The following is an 18,023-nucleotide window of genomic DNA, read 5'->3' on the forward strand; positions in this document are numbered from 1 at the left end:
GGTGTTCTGGCGCCATCTTTCTTCGCATGACCTATTTTCTGCTCAATCGGAGCACTCTCCATGTTTCGCTACTTCGAAAACCTCATTGACCCGTTTGTTGCCTATGAACAGGTGGACAAGCCACCGACGCGGCTGTGGCCTTTCATGCTGGGATACTCGCAGCCTTTCAAACGCGTTTTTGTATTGGCCGCGCTGATGTCCGTGGTCGTTGCTGCTGTTGAGGTCGGGCTGATCTTTTATATGGGTCGCGTTGTGGACCTGTTGGGCAGTTCTCCTGCTGAATTCTGGCAGGCGCACGGGACTGAATTGGTCGTGGTTGCCGCCTTGATCCTGTTTATTCGTCCCATCCTTCAGCTTGTTGACGTCTTGCTGCTCAACAACACAATCCTGCCGAACTTTGGCACTCTGATCCGTTGGCGGGCGCATAAACATGTTCTGCGTCAATCGGTTGGCTGGTTCGAGAATGACTTTGCCGGGCGCATCGCAAACCGGGTTGTTCAGACCCCGCCCGCCGCGGGCGAGGTGGTGTTTCAGGTCTTTGACGCGATTTCATTCTCGATCGCCTACATGATCGGCGCGGCCATTTTGCTGATGGCAGCTGATCCGCGCCTGTTGCTGCCGTTGCTGATTTGGCTGGTGTTCTATGGGGCCTTGGTGCGGTGGACCGTCAAGCGGGTCGGCCCCGCGTCGCAGGCGGCGTCGGATGCAAGATCTACCGTGACGGGCCGGGTGGTGGATAGCTATACCAACATCCACTCCATCAAGATGTTTGCCCATGACACTCAGGAACAGGACTATGCGCGCGAGGCGATTGCGGAAACCCGCCGCACTTTCCAGATCGAGATGCGGATTTTCACCATTATGGATGCCGCGCTTGTTGCGCTGAACGGTGTGCTGATCGTGGGAGTCGTCGGTTGGGCAATCCTGCTTTGGGCGCAAGGTAGCGCAACGGTGGGAGTGGTGGCCGCCGCCACGGCACTAACACTACGGTTGAATGCCATGACCGGGTGGATCATGTGGGCGCTGACCAGCTTCTTTCGCGAATTGGGTATCGTTGCCGAGGGTATGCAGACCATCGCGCAGCCCATCGATCTGTTGGACGAACCTGATGCGAAACCTTTGCGGCTTGGTAATGGCCAGATCGAAATACGCGATCTGTCTCATCACTATGGACGAGAAACCGGTGGTTTGGATCACGTCAACTTGACCATCCGGCCAGGCGAAAAGATCGGCCTGATCGGTCGCTCAGGTGCCGGAAAATCGACCCTAGTAAAGCTGCTTTTGCGGTTTTACGACGTCGAGAAGGGTGCGATCCTGATCGATGGCCAGGATATCTCGAAGGTCACGCAGGACAGTTTGCGCAGCCATATCGGGATGGTCCAACAAGACAGCGCTCTTCTGCATCGATCGGTGCGGGCTAACATCCTCTATGGTCGTCCTGATGCGACCGAGGAACAGATGGTCGCCGCTGCGAAACAGGCCGAGGCGCATGATTTCATCCTTGACCTGCAGGACCCGGAGGGCCGCACCGGCTACGATGCGCATGTGGGCGAGCGGGGCGTGAAACTCTCGGGTGGTCAGCGACAGCGGGTGACGCTTGCGCGGGTGATCCTCAAAGATGCTCCGATTTTGCTGTTGGATGAGGCCACATCCGCCCTAGATTCCGAAGTCGAAGCGTCGATACAGGAAACACTCTACGGCATGATGCAAGGCAAGACCGTGATCGCCATCGCGCACCGGCTTAGCACGATTGCACAGATGGATCGCATCCTGGTGATGGATGGCGGCCGGATCGTTGAACAAGGCGGCCATTCCGATCTATTGGCGCAAGGAGGGCTTTACGCCCAGTTCTGGGCGCGGCAATCTGGAGGCTTCCTGAACCCGGAGGCCGCTGAATGAGGATTGCCGACCTCATCCAACCGTTCAAAGACACAGAAACGCCCCCGCCGCAAACGCTGGGGGCGTTCATCCGTTGGAGCTTGTCCGGCGCCTGGCCGATGCTGTTCGTCGCAGCCGCCTTCTCGGCGATCGCGGGTGCGATGGAGGCTGGCACCGCCTGGGTCCTGGGCCGCGTCATTGATCTGACCACCAACAGCAGTCCCGAGACGCTTCTGACCGGCGGCAATCTCGCGATCATTTTGGGTGCTGTCGCATTCTTCATGCTTCTACGCCCCGCACTGTTCGGCCTGTCGTCGGTGGCAAATAACTACATCGTCATGCCCAACATCACGCCGTTGGTTTTGGCAAAACTGAACCGCTGGACGCTGGGCCAGTCTGTGACCTATTTCGATGACGATTTCGCCGGACGTATCGCCCAAAAACAGATGCAGACATCGAACGCCATGACGCAAGTGGTGTCCGAAACAATCAGCGCTATTGTCTTTGCTATTGCCTCACTTGCAGGCTCATTGCTTTTATTAGGGTCTATTCACCCGCTTGTGATGCTGCCATTTGTTGCCTGGCTTGTTGTCTATTTCCTGCTGGTGCGCTGGTATCTTCCACGCATACGCGTACGCTCCGCCGCGCGGGCGGGGGCGCGGGCGATGGTGTCGGGGCAGGTGGTCGATACGATCACCAACATCAAGACCGTCAAGCTGTTTGCCCATTCCGAGTTCGAAGATCATACCGCCCGAAATTCCATGGTCGACCTGCGTGAACGGTCGCTGGAATTCGGCAAGCTATCGGCCAGTTTCCGGTTCATCCTAATGACTCTGGCGGGGGTGCTGCCGGTCCTGTTGATCGGCGCGACACTGTGGTTGTGGCAGGCGGGCATCGCGACGGCCGGGGACATCGTGGCGGCCGGGGCCGTGGCGATACGCATCTCGCAAATGACCGGCTGGGTCAGTTTCACACTGATGGGTCTTTACGCAAATGTCGGTGAGATTGAAAACGGAATGCACACACTGACCAAGCGCGTTCGGGTCGAGGATGCTCCGAACGCATCGACACTTGTGGTCTCAGAGGGCGAGATTGCCTTTGACAGCGTCAGCTTTGCCTATGGCCGCGATATCGGTGGTGTTGCTAATCTTAATTTCACTGCCGCACCGGGTGAAAAGCTGGGCATAGTCGGGGCCTCAGGTGCGGGGAAATCCACTTTGGTTTCACTTTTGCTAAGGCTCTATGACGGGGAACATGGCGTTATTGCCATCGACGGGCAGAATGTCTCTCACGTGACTCAGGACAGCCTGCGTCAACAGATTGGGATGGTCACGCAGGAAACCGCGATGTTCAATCGTTCAGCGCGCGAGAACATCCTCTATGGTCGTCCTGACGCGACCGACGATGAGCTGATAGAGGCAGCGACCAAAGCCGAGGCGCATGAATTCATTCTCGGTCTAGAAGATGCGCAAGGACGCAAGGGCTATGACGCGCATCTGGGCGAACGCGGCGTGAAGCTGAGCGGCGGGCAACGACAGCGGATCGCTCTGGCTCGCGCTATCCTGAAAGACGCACCGATATTGGTTCTGGACGAGGCGACGTCGGCGTTGGATTCCGAGGTCGAGGCAGCGATTCAGACGGCACTGCACCGGGTGATGCAAGGCAAGACCGTGCTGGCTATTGCCCACCGCCTGTCCACGCTTAGCGAGATGGATCGGATTATTGTTCTGGACCACGGTCACATCGTTGAAAGCGGGACGCACGAGGCTCTGCTGGAGCGTGGCGGGTTGTACGCCCGGTTCTGGCATCGCCAATCGGGCGGCTTCATTCAGGCCGAGGCTGCAGAATAAAGGGTTTTGTTGCGCTCAAACCCCAGTTATCAGGCCTCCATGACGCAGCAATACACAATAAACCGCCTTGGACATCAGGGCGACGGAATCGCCGATGGTCCGATCTATGCGCCACGCACTCTGCCGGGTGAAGTGGTCAGCGGTACGTTGCTGGGTCAGTTTCTGAACGATATTCGGGTCAAAACACCCTCGGATCAGCGGGTCAAGGCACCCTGCCGTCATTACAAGGCCTGCGGCGGCTGCCAGTTGCAACATGCGACCGATAATTTTGTCGCCGAGTGGAAAATTGAGGTGGTGCGCAACGCGTTGGCCGCGCAGGGGCTCAATGCCCTGATGCGGCCCATTCACACTTCGCCTGAACGATCCCGCCGTCGGGCCACCATCGCCGTACGGCGCACCAAGAAGGGTACGTTGGCCGGGTTTCATGGTCGCGCTTCTGACACGATTACCGAAATCCCGGATTGCCATTTGCTGCACCCAACCTTGATTGCGGCCATCCCGGTGGCCGAAGCCTTGGCGTTGTTGGGTGGCAGTCGGAAAGGTGTGTTGGCCGTAACGCTGACCCTGTCCGAAGGCGGTTTGGATGTTGCGGTCAAGGGCGGCAAACCGCTGGATGGACCGTTGGAGCTGGCGCTCGCGCAAGCGACCGAGCATCACGGCCTTGCCCGGCTTAGTTGGGATGATGAGGTTATCGCCATGCGTGTACCTCCGATCCAACGCTTTGGAACCGCTGGCGTCACCCCACCGCCCGGAGCGTTTTTGCAAGCCACAAAAGACGGAGAACAGGCTCTATTACAGGCCGTTTCCGATGCGACGCAGGGGGCCAAGCGGATTGTCGATCTATTCGCGGGCTGCGGAACCTTCTCGCTGCCGCTGGCGCAGACGGCCGAGGTGCATGCGGTTGAAGGTGAGGCCGAGATGACGAAGGCCTTGGATCAGGGCTGGCGCAAGGCGCAAGGCTTGAAACACGTCACAGCCGAGGCCCGAGACCTGTTCCGCCGCCCGCTCATGCCCGATGAACTCAAGAAATTCGACGCCGTTGTGCTTGACCCGCCGCGCGCTGGGGCCGAGGCGCAGGTGGCCGAGCTGGCGCAGGCCATGCGCCCGGTGGTTGTTTATGTCTCGTGCAACCCGATCACCTTTGCTCGTGACGCAAAAATGCTGGTTAACGCCGGATATGCCCTTGAATGGGTACAGGTGGTTGACCAATTTCGATGGTCGTCACACACCGAACTTGCTGCTCGGTTCATTTTGAACAAATAATCCTGAGATAAGGACCACCCGCATGGTGATCGCCCAACGACTGCTGCCCATCATCGAAGCACCGGCTTTCGGGAAATTCATCACCGGTGTGATCCTATTCAACGCGGTACTGCTGGGGATGGAGACATCGCCTACGCTGATGGACGCAGCGGGTCCACTGATCGTGACGTTGGACAAGCTGTGCCTTACCATATTCGTCATCGAAATCGTCATGAAACTGATCGCCACAGGGCGCCGGTTCTTCACCAGCGGCTGGAATGTGTTTGATTTCGTGATCGTGGGCGTGGCCCTAGTTCCCAGTGCAGGGGCGCTTTCAGTTCTGCGGGCACTGCGTATCCTCCGGGTCCTGCGCGTCATCTCGGTCGCGCCGCGCCTGCGCCGAGTGGTCGAAGGCTTCATCTCAGCCCTGCCGGGCATGGCCAGCGTGTTCCTGTTGATGGCGATCCTGTTTTACATCGGCGCTGTGATCTCAACCAAACTTTTCTCGGGCACGTTCCCCGATTGGTTCGGTGATCTGGGTCTGTCGGCCTATACGCTGTTCCAGATCATGACGCTGGAAAGCTGGTCCATGGGCATTGTCCGCCCTGTGATGGAGGTGTATCCCTACGCTTGGCTTTTCTTTGTTCCCTTCATCATGGTGACCACCTTTGCGGTGGTGAACTTGCTGGTCGGTCTCATCGTGAACTCGATGCAGGATGCCCACCATGCCGAGGATGAGGTCAAGACCGACGCTTATCGTGACGAGGTTCTTGAAAGGCTGGAATCGATCGAACGCCGCCTGACGGAACAGTCGAACAGCAAAAAGTGATTTAAGTTTCGCGAAAATCTGGCATAATAATTGACAAAAAAGAGCATCAGGCAGTGAAAATAATGGATCGTCGAGCATTCGGAATGGGCGCAATGGCAACGCTGAGCCTTTCAGCATGTGCCTCAGCCAAACCCAGATTTCTTTCTTATCGCGGGCCCGAGGTGACCTCGATGGTCATCAACAAAGGTGCACGCAAGCTGTATTTGCTCCATAACGAGCAGATTTTGCGGGAGTATGATATCGATCTAGGATTTGCACCCACCGGCACGAAAAACAAAAAAGGCGATGGTCGTACGCCCGAGGGTACCTATCTGATCGACCGCCGCAATCCGCGCAGCAGGTATCATCTATCGTTGGGTATATCGTATCCCAATTCGGAAGACTTGGCTAAAGCCAAGGCCGCAGGTGTTGATCCGGGCGGCGACATCTTCATTCACGGACAACCCAATCTGCGATCCGAGTTCAAGCGGGCGAAGAAGACCCCGGATTGGACGGCAGGTTGTATTGCGGTCAAGAATGATGAGATCGAAGAGATCTACGCCATGGTGAATGAAGGAACCGTGATTACCCTGCGCCCCTAAGCAAGGTTCAAAGCGGTTTCCAGTCACCAAATCCAAATATTGTATAGTCGCGCTGGTACGCTTCCTTCGCTAGCGCTTCAAGCTGTGCGTCGTAAATCTGATCAAGTGCAAACGGCGCGTCCGGCTTGGCCCTGTTTGGCGTTGGCGGGGCTGTATGCCCAACTTTGTAGGCAAGGTCGGGCAAGGCGGTTTCCATCTCATTCTCGCGCAGGATCAGGTCGGGCATGGTGAAACCGGCCATGCCTTCCAGCGTCTGCGCCTGTCCGCACCATTCCCCATCCACACGGATCGGGGTTTGACCCGCCAAAATACTGCGCAGCATGCCCAGAAAGGCCGCGAACGCCTCGGAATGCTGATCCCGGGTATAATTGCTTAGATCACCCTTGGCAGGCAGAGGCACCTTGTACCGTCGGCTCAGCATATTGCGAATGCTCACATACGCGCCGGGGCCTGTGTGCAGAATACGGTCGCAGAACACAGCGTGCGCGCGCGCCAGCGGATGGCGTAGCACCGTGAATTTGCGGTGACCGGGATGATCCTGCATCCATTGACGGGTCTGTTTTTGATTGCGGCCGGTGATCAGGTCGGCTTGAGACACCCCGTCCAGATCGGCAATCCACCGCACCACTTCAGCCTCGGGGCCGCCGCGCACCGGAAGGTACATCAGCGAAGTTTGCGCAGCACCCACATAGCGCGAAACAGCCGGCCCGCGGTGCGGCTCGTAACTTGGGATATGGTGTAGCTTGAAGCGGTCACGTTGCGACAGGGCCAGCTCCATATCATCCGGATTGGTCACTTTCGACAGGGCAGGCGCCGGGTTTTGACGTTTGAGATGCTGGTTCAGCTCCTTAAGACGTGCGCTGACGCCAAGCCACGCGGCAAGGCCGTTCAGAACGTCCAAATCTGTTAGATCGTTATAGTCGATGTAAAACGGTGTTTGCCCGGTGGTCTGCAGATGTTTGAGCACTGTTTGTTGAAATGCTTGCCGCTGGTCGAGCTGTTCGGCGAATTCTTCGGCATTGAAGGTGATCTGAGCCTCCCGCCGTTGCTTGATGTTCACTAACCGCCACTGCTTTGTTTCCAAGGCGATTTTCCACGATATGTAGCTATCCAGAGGGTTGCGCATCAGAATGATTTTGGCGCAGCGCGGATCATCCAGCGCCGGTGGCAGCGCCCGCGCATCGTGGTCGCTGAAAAAACGAAAGCCGTTCATCTCGCCCGGCGCCTTTCGGATAGCGTCGATCAGCGCCATCGGGTCGCGTTCACGATCTTCCAGGGTAAAGCCCAGAACGCTGTCCAGTTTTGGCAGGCCGACGAAATAGGGGTTAAACGCTTCTCCGTGACACGTGACGCCATCCAGCGTGTTCAGCTGTAATTCAAGCAGGTTCGAACCTGTGCGCATATCGGCCAGAACGATGAAATAATCGAAGCGGCGGGTCATTTTGTGTTACTGCACCAAATAAGGCTTCTTGAACGATTTGGACTGTGCGCCAAACACGTCATTCACAGGGAAATCCCCCATCAGATAGGGATGCATCCCCTGGTTCTTGAGGTTTTGCAGGAACTTTCCGAACCCGGTCAGATCCACCATCGTCGGTGCCTCGGTCAGATGCGTGGGTTTGGGCGCGCCCATGTCTTCCAGAACGGTCTGCAGTTGCTCCATAGGGGATTCCACAAACTCTGCCATCGTCCATATTCGAATGCGCGTCTTTGCGCGGGCGGCATCCAGCAGCTTGAGCTGTTTGCTTTCGATCTGTTGTAGGCGGGCAGCTTCGCACCGGATATCGGCAAAATTCAGGTTCGAACGGAACAATGGAACCGCCCACGCCCCCGAGATGACCGCAATATGTGCATTCTGGTCTTGCGTCAGGAATTCATTGATTTTCTGAATATCCGTTGGCCCGAATTGAAAGCACTGACGCTCGCCTCGTGTGTTCCAGATGAGGTTCGACAGAAAGGCCGAGGGGTTATAATCGCGTAGCGTTGCGCAATCGCTGAGCGCACCGTTGATGATCGTCTCATCTTCGGCAAATTGCGCCCGTTCGGGACCGAACAGATGCCCATGCACCCGCCCGCCGATGGCGTTTGTCAGCCAAGGTTCGAAATCCTCGAACAACTCGGTAAAGCCTTGAAACACCGAATAGGGAAAGGCTGTCAGGCTGCGTTCCGTAGCCGCGCGGGGGAAGCGGCTTTGCATATAAAGACCATCCCGTCCGCGAACGCGCCGCTCGACCGCTTTGGAAAACACCCGGTCGATCTTGCCGGGGTTGGGCTCGGCCGGGGTCAGTGCGCTGTCCTGGTCGGTCAGGAAGGTCTGATACAACCGGCTAGCGCTGTGCCAGACTTTGCGCGCCACGAAACAGTCGGACCGGCGCAGCAATTGCAGGTGATCGTCGTAGAACATGTGCGGCCGACCTTGATAGTCGAACTTCGACAGGGTCAGCGATCGGCTTTCGATATGGGTGGAATAGAGCCGTGCCAGTGTCTGAAAATAGCTTTCATCGGGAATCCAGACCTGGCGAAAATAGCGATCATATTCGGCGCGTTTGGGATCCTGAAGAATGGCCGACAAGGTTTGGCGGGTCAGACACCACCACTGGCTGCCCATATGGGGCACCAGACCGTCTGGAATTCTGCGGCGCAGACCGAGGGCGCGTTGCAACCGCACGTAATTGTCAAACAGTTTTCGTTGCCTGCGCCATGAGAAGGGGAAACTCAGGGTGAAACGTTCCAGATCCAGGCCGCCGATCGTCCAGCTGACGTCGCGCGTGGTTGCGCTTTCGATGAAATCGACACGGGGCCGGTCGGCCAGATAGTCGATCAGATCAGCGACCGGACGCAGTGGCAGGCACGCGCCCGAAGACAGATATACATGCCGGACGTTCGGAAACTTCTCCAACATCAGCGATGCGGCGGATTGTGATGCGGCGACAATACCCCAGCCGCCCCATTCACAGACATGGCGTTCGGAAAACAGAATAAGCGGTTCATCCGAACAAGCGGCGACAAAATCGGAATAAGCCGGATCGCCGACTTTCTGATCTACATGAATGACCACAGGACAGCCCGAGGCGGCCCAATGGCGTGCCACCTGCTCAACCCGATCCAGCGCGGTGTGCACCAGCATTACGATGCCCAAGCTGCTCATGCCCAGTTCCCCTTGGACATCAGGCCGAGGATCTCAATCTGTCGCCAGTTGATGTATTTCTCGGACCATTTGTTCCAGAAAACCGGATTATCCTCTAACTGCTTGGCATAAGCCTTGTACTCGCCCGACGCAGCATAGTGCTGTCCGCGCAGCAACTCTTCTTTAGCTTTTTCCCCAAGCGTATTGATCAGCTTTGCATGCAGCAGCGCTCCGCTGGTTTTTTCACCGCCCTGCTCTTCATAGACCTGATTGAGCCCGCGCGGCAGCAAGGCGTGGGTTGAGCTGACATAGGCGTAGCGCCGGTGCCATTTCACAAGAGGTATCTTGTTCAGGGCCGGAGCCTTCAGGGGATTGTCCTGAAAGAAAACCCGTGCGCGTGCACCGCCTTGAATCCACAGATTCCCATAGGTCGGGTTGCGGGTAATCATGAAGTTGCCTGAATCGAACCAAGGCGCGACTTCAAAGGGGTTCTGGCCCTCATGATAGGGCGCATCCATGATTCCGGTTTCGGGATACATGTCGATCAGCATGGTGCCGAAACTGCGCACACCAGTATCGTCCAGCCAGTCGGTCAGGGCGCGGATCGGGCGGGTATCGCAAAAAGGATAGATAAAGAATTCATCCGGATCGACCGTCAGAACCCAGTGCTTATGCGCATAGCGGCGCAGCAGGTAGTTGGACCAATCCAGACCAAAGGTCGCATTCTTGTAACCTACATCCGTCCACCACAGCGAAACGTCCGGCTGGCTGCTCAGGTATTCGTGGGTGCCGTCATCGCTGTTGTTGTCCACGCACAGGAAGTGATTGATGCCAAGCTTTCGATAGTAGTCTAAGAAATAGGGAAGGCGGATCTTTTCGTTCCGCATCACACTCATCAACAAGATGTCGTTTTCTTTGATCTTGTTGGTGTTATCTTGCACCGCTTTCAGATCCCGACGCCGACGTAGGCAACGCAGCAGGCGGCGCTTGCGCCGCAATCTCATGCGATAGGAATCCAAAAGGCTCACGCGGCTGCCCAACCTTTTTTGATACGCGCGTCTGCCCGGGGCCGCCTGAGGCCTGAGTGGTGCCGGACATTAACGTTTTATGACATCTCTGCACCTTGTGAGGCAACGGGTTTAAATCCGGTTTACTTCCCCCCTGTGGCAGGAAATCCGCCCGCGTTCATGAGCCCAAGGTCTTGTAACTGTTGCCAATCACCTAGTTTGACCGAGTCAGAAGTCCAAAGATCAGGCCCGCTGATGATCCCGTCATAATAGGCGCCGAACCGATCGGGGTCGTGAAAATGTTGCCGCCTCTGTTTTTCGATCCGCGATTTGTCGACAACCTCAGGCAGGAATTTCGTGTGGAGCAACACGCCCGAGGCGGTCTGCCCACCCGGACCGTCATATTCAAAATTCAAGAACCGGGGCAGCGCGGAATGGCACGAATTCACATAGGCCATATGTCGTGACCACCGGGTTAGAGGGATCTTGTTTAGGGTCGGTGATTTTTGGGGCTGATCTGCAAAAAACGCCCGCTCGCGTACGCCTCCCTGAACCCAAAGGTTGCCCATCGGCCTTTGGCGCTGGGCACGATAGGGGCCGGGGTCAAACCAGTTCAGGCAATCGGTTGGATCGGAATGCGGATCATAACTCTGCTTGCCCAGCCGACCTTTGGGATAGAGATCCAGCATCATCGCCCCAAACGTGGTTTGACCGCGCGCGTCCAGCCATGCAGTTAAATCGCGCATCGTATGGGTGTTGTGATGGGCGTAGATCAGTAACTCATCGGCGTCGACCATCAACGTCCAGTGGTCGTACCCAAGTTTCCACTGCAGCCAAGTCAGCCAATCCAACCCGAACCGGGACGCGCGATAGCTTGCCGTAGTCCGCCACAGCGACACATCCGGCTGTTCGAGCAAATACGGGACCGAGCCGTCATCGCTGCCATTATCCACCATCAGAAAATGATCAATGCCCAGCGTGCGATAATGGTGAAAGAACCACGGCAGACGGGTGATCTCATTCCGCAGCGTGGTAAAGGCCAGAATGGCGCCGGGTGTGATCTTTTGCGTGTTGTCAGTCAACGACTTCAGTTGATGGCGGCTGCGAAAGGATCGCCACAACAGCCGCTTGCGTTTCAGGCGCAGCTTGTAGCGCTGCACCCAGCTTAGCGGCTGATCTTCAAGCCTCACTTGGTGTAGCCGCCATTCTGATGCCAACGCCAGGCATCCGTGATCATCGTCTCTAACGTTGATCTTTTTGGTGTCCAGCCCAGCTCTTCCTTGGCTCGGACCGAGCCTGAAACTAGACGCGTACAATCCCCGGCCCGGCGCGGGCCGATGCTATACGGCACCGCACGGTTGGTGACGGCTTTGGAATGCTCGATGACTTCCATCACCGAAAACCCCGACCCGGTGCCCAGATTGAACATGCGGCTTTCTTTGCCCTGTTCTAGCCACTTTAGCCCCAGTACATGTGCATCGACCAGATCACAGACGTGTACATAATCGCGGATGCAGGTGCCGTCGGGTGTGTCGTAATCGGTGCCGAATACAGTCAAGCCACTCCGCTTGCCATCGATGGCGTCCAGCATCAGCGGCACCAGATGGGTTTCTGGTTGGTGAAACTCTCCAACTTCGGCATCCGGGTCGGCCCCGGCCACGTTGAAATAGCGGAAGATCACGTGCTTCAGGCCATATGCGGCTTGGAAATCACGTAAGATGTCCTCGATCGCTCGTTTCGAGGCACCATAGGCATTCAATGGCTGCTGCTGAGTGCTCTCGTCCAGCACAACGTTGTCATGTTCGCCATAGGTGGCGCAGGTCGACGAGAACACAAAGTTCAAACATCCCGCATCCACAGCCGCCTGTATCAGTGTCAGCGAACCGGTGACATTGTTCGACCAATATTTTCCGGGCTCAACCATCGCCTCGCCGACCTGACTGAGGGCGGCGAAATGTATCACGGCGGCGGGTTGGTATTTGGCGAACACTTCGTCCAGCCGGGCGCGGTCCAGCAGGTCGCCCTGCTCGAAAGGGCCGAATTTCACCGCGTCCTGCCATCCGGTGACAAGATTGTCATAGGTTACGGGCGTATACCCTGCCCTTGTCAGTGCCTTGCAGGCATGAGAGCCGACATAACCTGCGCCACCTGTAACCAGAATATTTGTCATTCAAGCCCCATAGCGGCCATCATTTCTTCGATCTTGGCCACGTCCTGCGGGTTATTCAGTTCCCAGAACTGACGACCTTTGGCTTCGACTTCGACACACAGAACCTTGCGGCCGTTTTCCATGAAGCGCAGCTGTTCCAACCCTTCCAGTGTCTCCAGCGGACCGCTAGTCCAGCCCGGATAAGCAGTCAGAGCGTCAGGCCGATAGGCATAAACTCCGACGTGGTGGAATACCGGTGTCGGGCCACTGCTGGCATAGGTCTCGGCTGTGAAAGGGATCACTTCTTTCGAGAAGTAAAGCGCGCTGTGGTCATTGCCGAACACCGCTGTAGTGCCCCCGACCCGGCCTTGCTTGCGATCGTTCAGTAATCCGTTCAGGGCGTCCCCGTCACAGCGCAGCACGGGGGTGGCCACACCCGCATCCGGCGCGTTGCGCAGACCCGAGATCAGGTCTTCAACAAACCAATGCGGGGTCAACGGCGCATCCCCTTGTAGGTTGACGACGATGTCATAACCGCCACCCAGCGCCGAGTGCGCCTCGGCGCAGCGTTCGGTACCGTTGCGGCAGGTTTCTGAAGTCATCACCACCTCGGCACCGAACCCCTCTGAGACTTCGCGGATACGGTCATCGTCGGTTGCTACAACCACGCGATCTACGCCTGACACGGAAATCGCAGCGCGCCAGGATCGTTCGATCAGAGTCATGCTGGTTCCGTTTGCCCCGGTCAGCGGAACCAGAGGTTTGCCTGGATAGCGGGTCGAAGCGTAGCGCGCGGGAATGGCTATCAATACTGACATCAGGCTTCCTTCAGCTCAACGCCTGGAGCATAGGCGATAAAAAATGGATTGGCATACCCGTCTTTGCCATAGGTCAGCGGCGAATGGTCGTCAAAGCGCACCACATGTCCGCCCGCACCGGCCAAAACCGCGTGGCCCGCAGCGGTGTCCCACTCCATGGTGCGGCCAACACGGGGGTAGAGGTCGGCCTCTCCCGTCGCCACCAGACAGAACTTCAGCGACGACCCAGCGCTTTTGCTGTCGCGCACCTGATATTTGTTGATGTAATCCTCGGTTGCCTGATCCCGATGCGACTTGGATGCAACGATCATCAGCGCAGAATTGTTTGGTTTAGAGACTGATATTGTCGTCAACGCGCCCGGCTGATCTTTGTCCAGATCCCCGATTTCTTCAACCGATTGCCCGTCAGCTCGCGTATAGAACATCCGGCCCCGTGCAGGGGCGTAGACCACGCCACGCGTCGGTACGCCGTTTTCGACCAAAGCGATATTTACGGTAAAATCGCCGCGCCGATTTATGAATTCCTTGGTGCCGTCCAGTGGATCAACAATCAGAAAGGTCTCGCCCTTTTCGGAATGCGAAGCTGCCTGTTCCTCGGTCACCAGCAGGATATCTGGAAAAGCCTCGCGCAATCCGGCCGAGATCAAAGCATCCGCCGCCTCGTCCGCCTCGGTTACCGGGCTTGAGTCTGACTTGACCTTGACGTCGAAATCATCCGCTTCATAGATCTGCATGATCTTGTCGCCTGCCTGCAAGGCCAGCCGCCGGATGACGGGAATAAGCGCGTCATAAGTCACAAAAAAGCTCCGTTCCTGTGGTTTATTGATCAGGGCATCTCACGGACTTATGATGCGATGGATACGGAACAGCAAGAATTTCGTGCCAATTTGCGGCTGACACAGCAGGAAAGAGTAGTCGAGTGTTTCACTTCAAGAGAAATCAGTCATTGCTGGGCGGGGCTTTCACCACCGCCGAGCTAATATTCCATGCAGTAGTTCGCAATATCCGGTCGCAGCACTCCAACGCGGTGATGGCAATCCTGATCAACATTGTTCAGGTCGTCCTTCTGGTGACGGCGTTTTATATACTTATGACGCTAATTGGTCGAATGACTGGCATGGCCAAAATCCGGGGCGAGATGGTTTTGTTCCTGCTCTCCGGTGTTTTTTTGTTCCTGACGCATATCAAGTCTGTCACTGCAATCGCCGGGGCTGGATCCGGCAACAATCCGATGACTCTGCACTCGCCAATGACAATGATGGTGATGTTGTCAGCATCTGCCTTCGGTATACTTTATACGCAGCTTATCTCGATCCTTGTCATCCTGTTCGTCTACAGCGTAGCCGTCTCGCCTCTTGTGATCCAAGAGCCCGGCGGTGCATTTGGGATGCTTTTGCTGGCCTGGTTCACGGGATGCTCGGTCGGTTTAGTGTTGTTGGCGCTGAAACCCTGGTTTCCCAATACGGTAAGCATCCTGAAAAATGTGTACCGTCGATTGAACATGATATTTTCGGGCAAGATGTTCGTTGGCAACGCGCTAGGTGGGTTCATGCTGACCTTGTTTGCCTGGAACCCACTGTTTCACATCATCGATCAATGTCGTGGTTTTGTGTTCCGAAATTATTTTCCCCGGAACACCAGTTGGGAGTACGCGCTTTGGGTCGGAATAGTTTTAACAATGATTGGCCTGCTGGGTGAGTTCTATACCCGCAGGCAGGTCTCGAAAAGCTGGGATGCGCGACGCTGATGTTTGCTGTGCGAGCTGTATTCTGAAAACCTGTTCCCGGATATTGGATCGCACTTCACGTTGCGACCCTCAATGTAAGGTTGATGCGTCCGCCTTTTGGCAAAAGTTTGGATGACCCGAACCGGATGCGATCCACCCCGTGATAGGTCAAGCGTGCCGGGCCGCCCATGATCACCACATCGCCCGAGCTCAGCCAGATCGACTCGGTCTTGCCGCCCCGCGTGGTGTTACCGATACGGAACAGCGCGTCATCGCCCAATGAAATCGACAGCACGGGCCACGAAAAATCGGCCTCATCCTTGTCCTGATGCAGGCCCATCTTGGTGCCTTCACCGTAATAGTTGATCAGACAGCAATCGGGCCGGCGATCCGTGCCGGTCAGGTCCTGCCAGATGGTCAAAATCTCATCTGGAATCGCGGGCCATGTCATGCCCTTTGGGTGCGTGTCCTGATACCGATAGCCCGCCCGGTCAGTGACCCATCCCAGCGCCCCGGCCGAGGTCATGCGCACTGACATTTCCTTGCCCGAAGGTGTCACGGGCCGATAAAGCGGTGCCACTTTCAGAATCGGCCTAAGCAGGTCAACTAGATGCGACTGCGCCGCCGCATCCAAATAGCCTTTCCGAATATCAAATCCGCGCAATAACAGCCGCGCCATTCCAGAATCCCCAAACCTTGCCAAAACCTTGCCAAAAAAGGCCACAGATTCCCGAAAACCTGCGTTTCTGAACGCTTGCAGGCCCCTGTTCTCGCCCTTATATACGCCTCGACGCGCGATGGTGTAGTGCTGTCGCGCACATCAATCGGGGGCAGGATGCCGCAACGGGTCCAACCCTCGGGACATCGCCTTGAATGGAAAGGGATTGAAAATATGGGAAAAGTAATCGGGATTGACCTCGGTACCACCAACTCGTGTGTGGCCATCATGGACGGCTCTCAGCCGAAGGTCATCGAAAACGCAGAAGGGGCGCGGACCACGCCCTCGATCGTCGCCTTCACCGAAGATGAGCGACTGGTCGGTCAGCCTGCAAAACGTCAGGCGGTCACCAACCCCGACAACACCATCTTTGGCGTCAAGCGTCTGATCGGTCGTCGTGTGGATGATGCAGAAGTCGAAAAAGATAAGAAAATGGTGCCGTACGCCATCGTCGATGGCGGCAATGGCGACGCGTGGGTTGAAGCCCGCGGTGAGAAATACTCCCCAAGCCAGATATCGGCCTTCACTCTGGGTAAGATGAAGGAAACCGCCGAGAGCTATCTGGGTGAGGAAGTCACGCAAGCGGTTATCACCGTTCCGGCATACTTCAACGACGCACAGCGTCAGGCTACCAAAGACGCTGGTAAAATCGCCGGTCTGGAAGTGCTGCGGATCATCAACGAGCCGACAGCTGCTGCGCTGGCCTATGGTCTGGACAAGGAAGAAACCCAAACCATCGCGGTTTATGACCTTGGTGGTGGTACCTTCGACGTGACCATTTTGGAAATCGACGACGGTCTGTTCGAAGTCAAATCGACCAACGGTGACACCTTCCTGGGTGGTGAAGACTTTGACATGCGCATCGTCAACTACCTGGCGGATGAGTTCAAAAAGGAACACGGTGTCGACCTGTCTGCCGACAAGATGGCCCTGCAGCGTCTGAAAGAAGCCGCTGAAAAAGCCAAGATCGAACTGTCCTCGACCTCGCAGACCGAAATCAACCAGCCGTTCATCTCGATGGGTTCGAACGGTCAGCCGCTGCACATGGTCATGAAACTGACCCGCGCCAAGCTGGAATCGCTGGTTGGCGACCTGATCAAGAAGTCGATGAAGCCTTGCCAGGCTGCCCTGAAAGACGCAGGCCTGTCGGCTGGCGACGTGGATGAGGTTGTTCTGGTCGGTGGTATGACCCGGATGCCGAAAGTGATCGAAGAGGTCACCAAGTTCTTCGGTAAGGAGCCGCACAAGGGTGTGAACCCGGACGAAGTTGTTGCTATGGGTGCCGCCATTCAGGCCGGTGTTCTGCAGGGCGACGTCAAAGACGTGGTTCTGCTGGACGTGACCCCGCTGTCGCTGGGCATCGAAACGTTGGGTGGCGTGTTCACCCGCCTGATCGACCGCAACACCACGATCCCGACCAAGAAGTCTCAGGTCTTCTCGACCGCCGAGGACAACCAGAACGCCGTGACCATCCGCTGTTTCCAGGGTGAGCGCGAAATGGCTGCGGACAACAAGATCCTCGGTCAGTTCAATCTGGAAGAGATCCCGCCCGCACCGCGCGGCATGCCTCAGATCGAGGTGACTTTTGACATCGACGCCAACGGCATTGTCTCGGTTTCGGCCAAGGACAAAGGCACTGGCAAAGAGCAGAAGATCACCATTCAGGCCTCGGGCGGTCTGTCGGACGAAGATATCGACAAGATGGTCAAGGATGCCGAGGAAAACGCCGAGGCAGACAAGGCCCGCAAAGAGCTGGTCGAAGCCAAGAACCAGGCCGAAAGCCTTGTCCACGCGACCGAGAAATCGATCGAGGAACATGGCGACAAGGTCGACCCGTCGACCGTCGAAGCGATCGAGCTGGCCGTTGCTGCGCTCAAGGATGAGCTGGAAACGGACAATGCCGACAAGATCAAGTCGGGCATCCAGAACGTGACCGAAGCGGCCATGAAACTGGGTGAGGCGATCTATAAGGCACAGGCGGAAGAGGGCGAAGATGAGCCCGCAGCCGCAGATGCCGCGCCGGGTGACGATGACATTGTCGACGCCGAGTTCGAAGATCTGGACGACGACAAGCGTAACTAACGGGTAACCGGGCCAA

At 56.8% G+C, this 18,023-nt stretch carries 15 protein-coding genes; 7 read left to right on the forward strand and 8 right to left on the reverse strand.

Annotation, left to right across the window (positions count from 1 at the left end):
* The first annotated feature begins 60 nt into the window (after positions 1-60).
* The 5 genes from ACR0EN_RS19030 (at position 61) to ACR0EN_RS19050 (ending at position 6,380) form a co-directional block, all read left to right on the forward strand.
* A complete protein-coding gene (locus ACR0EN_RS19030; protein WP_480588300.1) occupies positions 61-1,899 on the forward strand; it encodes an ABC transporter ATP-binding protein in 1,839 nt (612 codons plus the stop codon).
* Positions 1,896-3,728 (forward strand): ABC transporter ATP-binding protein, encoded by a 1,833-nt coding sequence (locus ACR0EN_RS19035; protein ID WP_170819259.1) that lies wholly within the window; start codon positions 1,896-1,898, stop codon positions 3,726-3,728. The genes ACR0EN_RS19030 and ACR0EN_RS19035 overlap by 4 nt, the downstream gene beginning before the upstream one ends.
* 39 nt (positions 3,729-3,767) lie before the next feature.
* Positions 3,768-4,991, forward strand: coding sequence for a class I SAM-dependent RNA methyltransferase (locus ACR0EN_RS19040; RefSeq protein WP_480588302.1), 1,224 nt, complete (start codon positions 3,768-3,770; stop codon positions 4,989-4,991).
* Between the two features lie 22 nt (positions 4,992-5,013).
* Positions 5,014-5,799, forward strand: coding sequence for an ion transporter (locus ACR0EN_RS19045; RefSeq protein ID WP_170515151.1), 786 nt, complete (start codon positions 5,014-5,016; stop codon positions 5,797-5,799).
* Positions 5,800-5,861: 62 nt separating this feature from the next.
* The gene (locus tag ACR0EN_RS19050) at positions 5,862-6,380 is read left to right on the forward strand and encodes a L,D-transpeptidase family protein (protein ID WP_170399336.1); all 519 of its coding nucleotides are present in this window, start codon (positions 5,862-5,864) and stop codon (positions 6,378-6,380) included.
* 7 nt (positions 6,381-6,387) lie between these two features.
* On the opposite strand, the gene ACR0EN_RS19055 is transcribed toward ACR0EN_RS19050, so the two are convergent.
* The 7 genes from ACR0EN_RS19055 to cysQ form a co-directional block, all read right to left on the reverse strand.
* Positions 6,388-7,821, reverse strand: coding sequence for a sulfotransferase family protein (locus ACR0EN_RS19055; protein ID WP_170626977.1), 1,434 nt, complete (start codon positions 7,819-7,821; stop codon positions 6,388-6,390).
* 6 nt (positions 7,822-7,827) lie between these two features.
* The gene (locus ACR0EN_RS19060; RefSeq protein ID WP_480588304.1) at positions 7,828-9,528 is read right to left on the reverse strand and encodes a DUF5927 domain-containing protein; all 1,701 of its coding nucleotides are present in this window, start codon (positions 9,526-9,528) and stop codon (positions 7,828-7,830) included.
* Positions 9,525-10,511, reverse strand: coding sequence for a glycosyltransferase family 2 protein (locus ACR0EN_RS19065; protein ID WP_170399507.1), 987 nt, complete (start codon positions 10,509-10,511; stop codon positions 9,525-9,527). Before ACR0EN_RS19065 ends, ACR0EN_RS19060 begins: the two co-directional genes overlap by 4 nt.
* Before the next feature lie 146 nt (positions 10,512-10,657).
* Entirely contained in the window at positions 10,658-11,704 is a 1,047-nt protein-coding gene (locus tag ACR0EN_RS19070) for a glycosyltransferase family 2 protein (protein ID WP_480588306.1), read from the reverse strand.
* Positions 11,701-12,684 (reverse strand): UDP-glucose 4-epimerase GalE, encoded by a 984-nt coding sequence (gene galE, locus ACR0EN_RS19075; protein WP_170819254.1) that lies wholly within the window; start codon positions 12,682-12,684, stop codon positions 11,701-11,703. The genes ACR0EN_RS19070 and galE overlap by 4 nt, the downstream gene beginning before the upstream one ends.
* Complete coding sequence (locus ACR0EN_RS19080; RefSeq protein ID WP_170626988.1) at positions 12,681-13,481, reverse strand: 3-deoxy-manno-octulosonate cytidylyltransferase family protein; 801 nt, start codon at positions 13,479-13,481, stop codon at positions 12,681-12,683. Before ACR0EN_RS19080 ends, galE begins: the two co-directional genes overlap by 4 nt.
* Positions 13,481-14,278, reverse strand: a complete 798-nt coding sequence (gene cysQ, locus ACR0EN_RS19085; protein ID WP_170626990.1) for a 3'(2'),5'-bisphosphate nucleotidase CysQ — start codon at positions 14,276-14,278, stop codon at positions 13,481-13,483. The genes ACR0EN_RS19080 and cysQ overlap by 1 nt, the downstream gene beginning before the upstream one ends.
* A gap of 122 nt (positions 14,279-14,400) precedes the next feature.
* Here cysQ and ACR0EN_RS19090 point away from each other — a divergent pair, with 122 nt between their 5' ends.
* Positions 14,401-15,228 (forward strand): ABC transporter permease, encoded by an 828-nt coding sequence (locus ACR0EN_RS19090; RefSeq protein WP_170567266.1) that lies wholly within the window; start codon positions 14,401-14,403, stop codon positions 15,226-15,228.
* A 55-nt stretch (positions 15,229-15,283) separates the two neighbouring features.
* Here ACR0EN_RS19090 and ACR0EN_RS19095 read toward each other — a convergent pair whose 3' ends face one another.
* Positions 15,284-15,886, reverse strand: coding sequence for an alpha-ketoglutarate-dependent dioxygenase AlkB (locus tag ACR0EN_RS19095; RefSeq protein WP_170819253.1), 603 nt, complete (start codon positions 15,884-15,886; stop codon positions 15,284-15,286).
* 213 nt (positions 15,887-16,099) lie between these two features.
* On the opposite strand from ACR0EN_RS19095, the gene dnaK reads away from it, so the two are divergent.
* Positions 16,100-18,007, forward strand: coding sequence for a molecular chaperone DnaK (gene dnaK, locus ACR0EN_RS19100; RefSeq protein WP_170399312.1), 1,908 nt, complete (start codon positions 16,100-16,102; stop codon positions 18,005-18,007).
* The last annotated feature ends 16 nt before the right edge of the window (positions 18,008-18,023 follow it).

The sequence above is a fragment of the Ruegeria sp. AB7 genome (assembly GCF_056542625.1).

Bases quoted from the DNA above. Each gene is read 5' to 3' on its own strand.
- galE (WP_170819254.1), bottom strand. From the start codon at position 12,684: ATGACAAATATTCTGGTTACAGGTGGCGCAGGTTATGTCGGCTCTCAT.
- dnaK (WP_170399312.1), top strand. From the start codon at position 16,100: ATGGGAAAAGTAATCGGGATTGACCTCGGTACCACCAACTCGTGTGTG.
- ACR0EN_RS19055 (WP_170626977.1), bottom strand. From the start codon at position 7,821: ATGACCCGCCGCTTCGATTATTTCATCGTTCTGGCCGATATGCGCACA.
- ACR0EN_RS19065 (WP_170399507.1), bottom strand. From the start codon at position 10,511: ATGAGATTGCGGCGCAAGCGCCGCCTGCTGCGTTGCCTACGTCGGCGT.
- ACR0EN_RS19080 (WP_170626988.1), bottom strand. From the start codon at position 13,481: ATGTCAGTATTGATAGCCATTCCCGCGCGCTACGCTTCGACCCGCTAT.
- ACR0EN_RS19095 (WP_170819253.1), bottom strand. From the start codon at position 15,886: ATGGCGCGGCTGTTATTGCGCGGATTTGATATTCGGAAAGGCTATTTG.
- ACR0EN_RS19030 (WP_480588300.1), top strand. From the start codon at position 61: ATGTTTCGCTACTTCGAAAACCTCATTGACCCGTTTGTTGCCTATGAA.
- ACR0EN_RS19060 (WP_480588304.1), bottom strand. From the start codon at position 9,528: ATGAGCAGCTTGGGCATCGTAATGCTGGTGCACACCGCGCTGGATCGG.
- ACR0EN_RS19050 (WP_170399336.1), top strand. From the start codon at position 5,862: ATGGATCGTCGAGCATTCGGAATGGGCGCAATGGCAACGCTGAGCCTT.
- ACR0EN_RS19040 (WP_480588302.1), top strand. From the start codon at position 3,768: ATGACGCAGCAATACACAATAAACCGCCTTGGACATCAGGGCGACGGA.
- ACR0EN_RS19045 (WP_170515151.1), top strand. From the start codon at position 5,014: ATGGTGATCGCCCAACGACTGCTGCCCATCATCGAAGCACCGGCTTTC.
- ACR0EN_RS19035 (WP_170819259.1), top strand. From the start codon at position 1,896: ATGAGGATTGCCGACCTCATCCAACCGTTCAAAGACACAGAAACGCCC.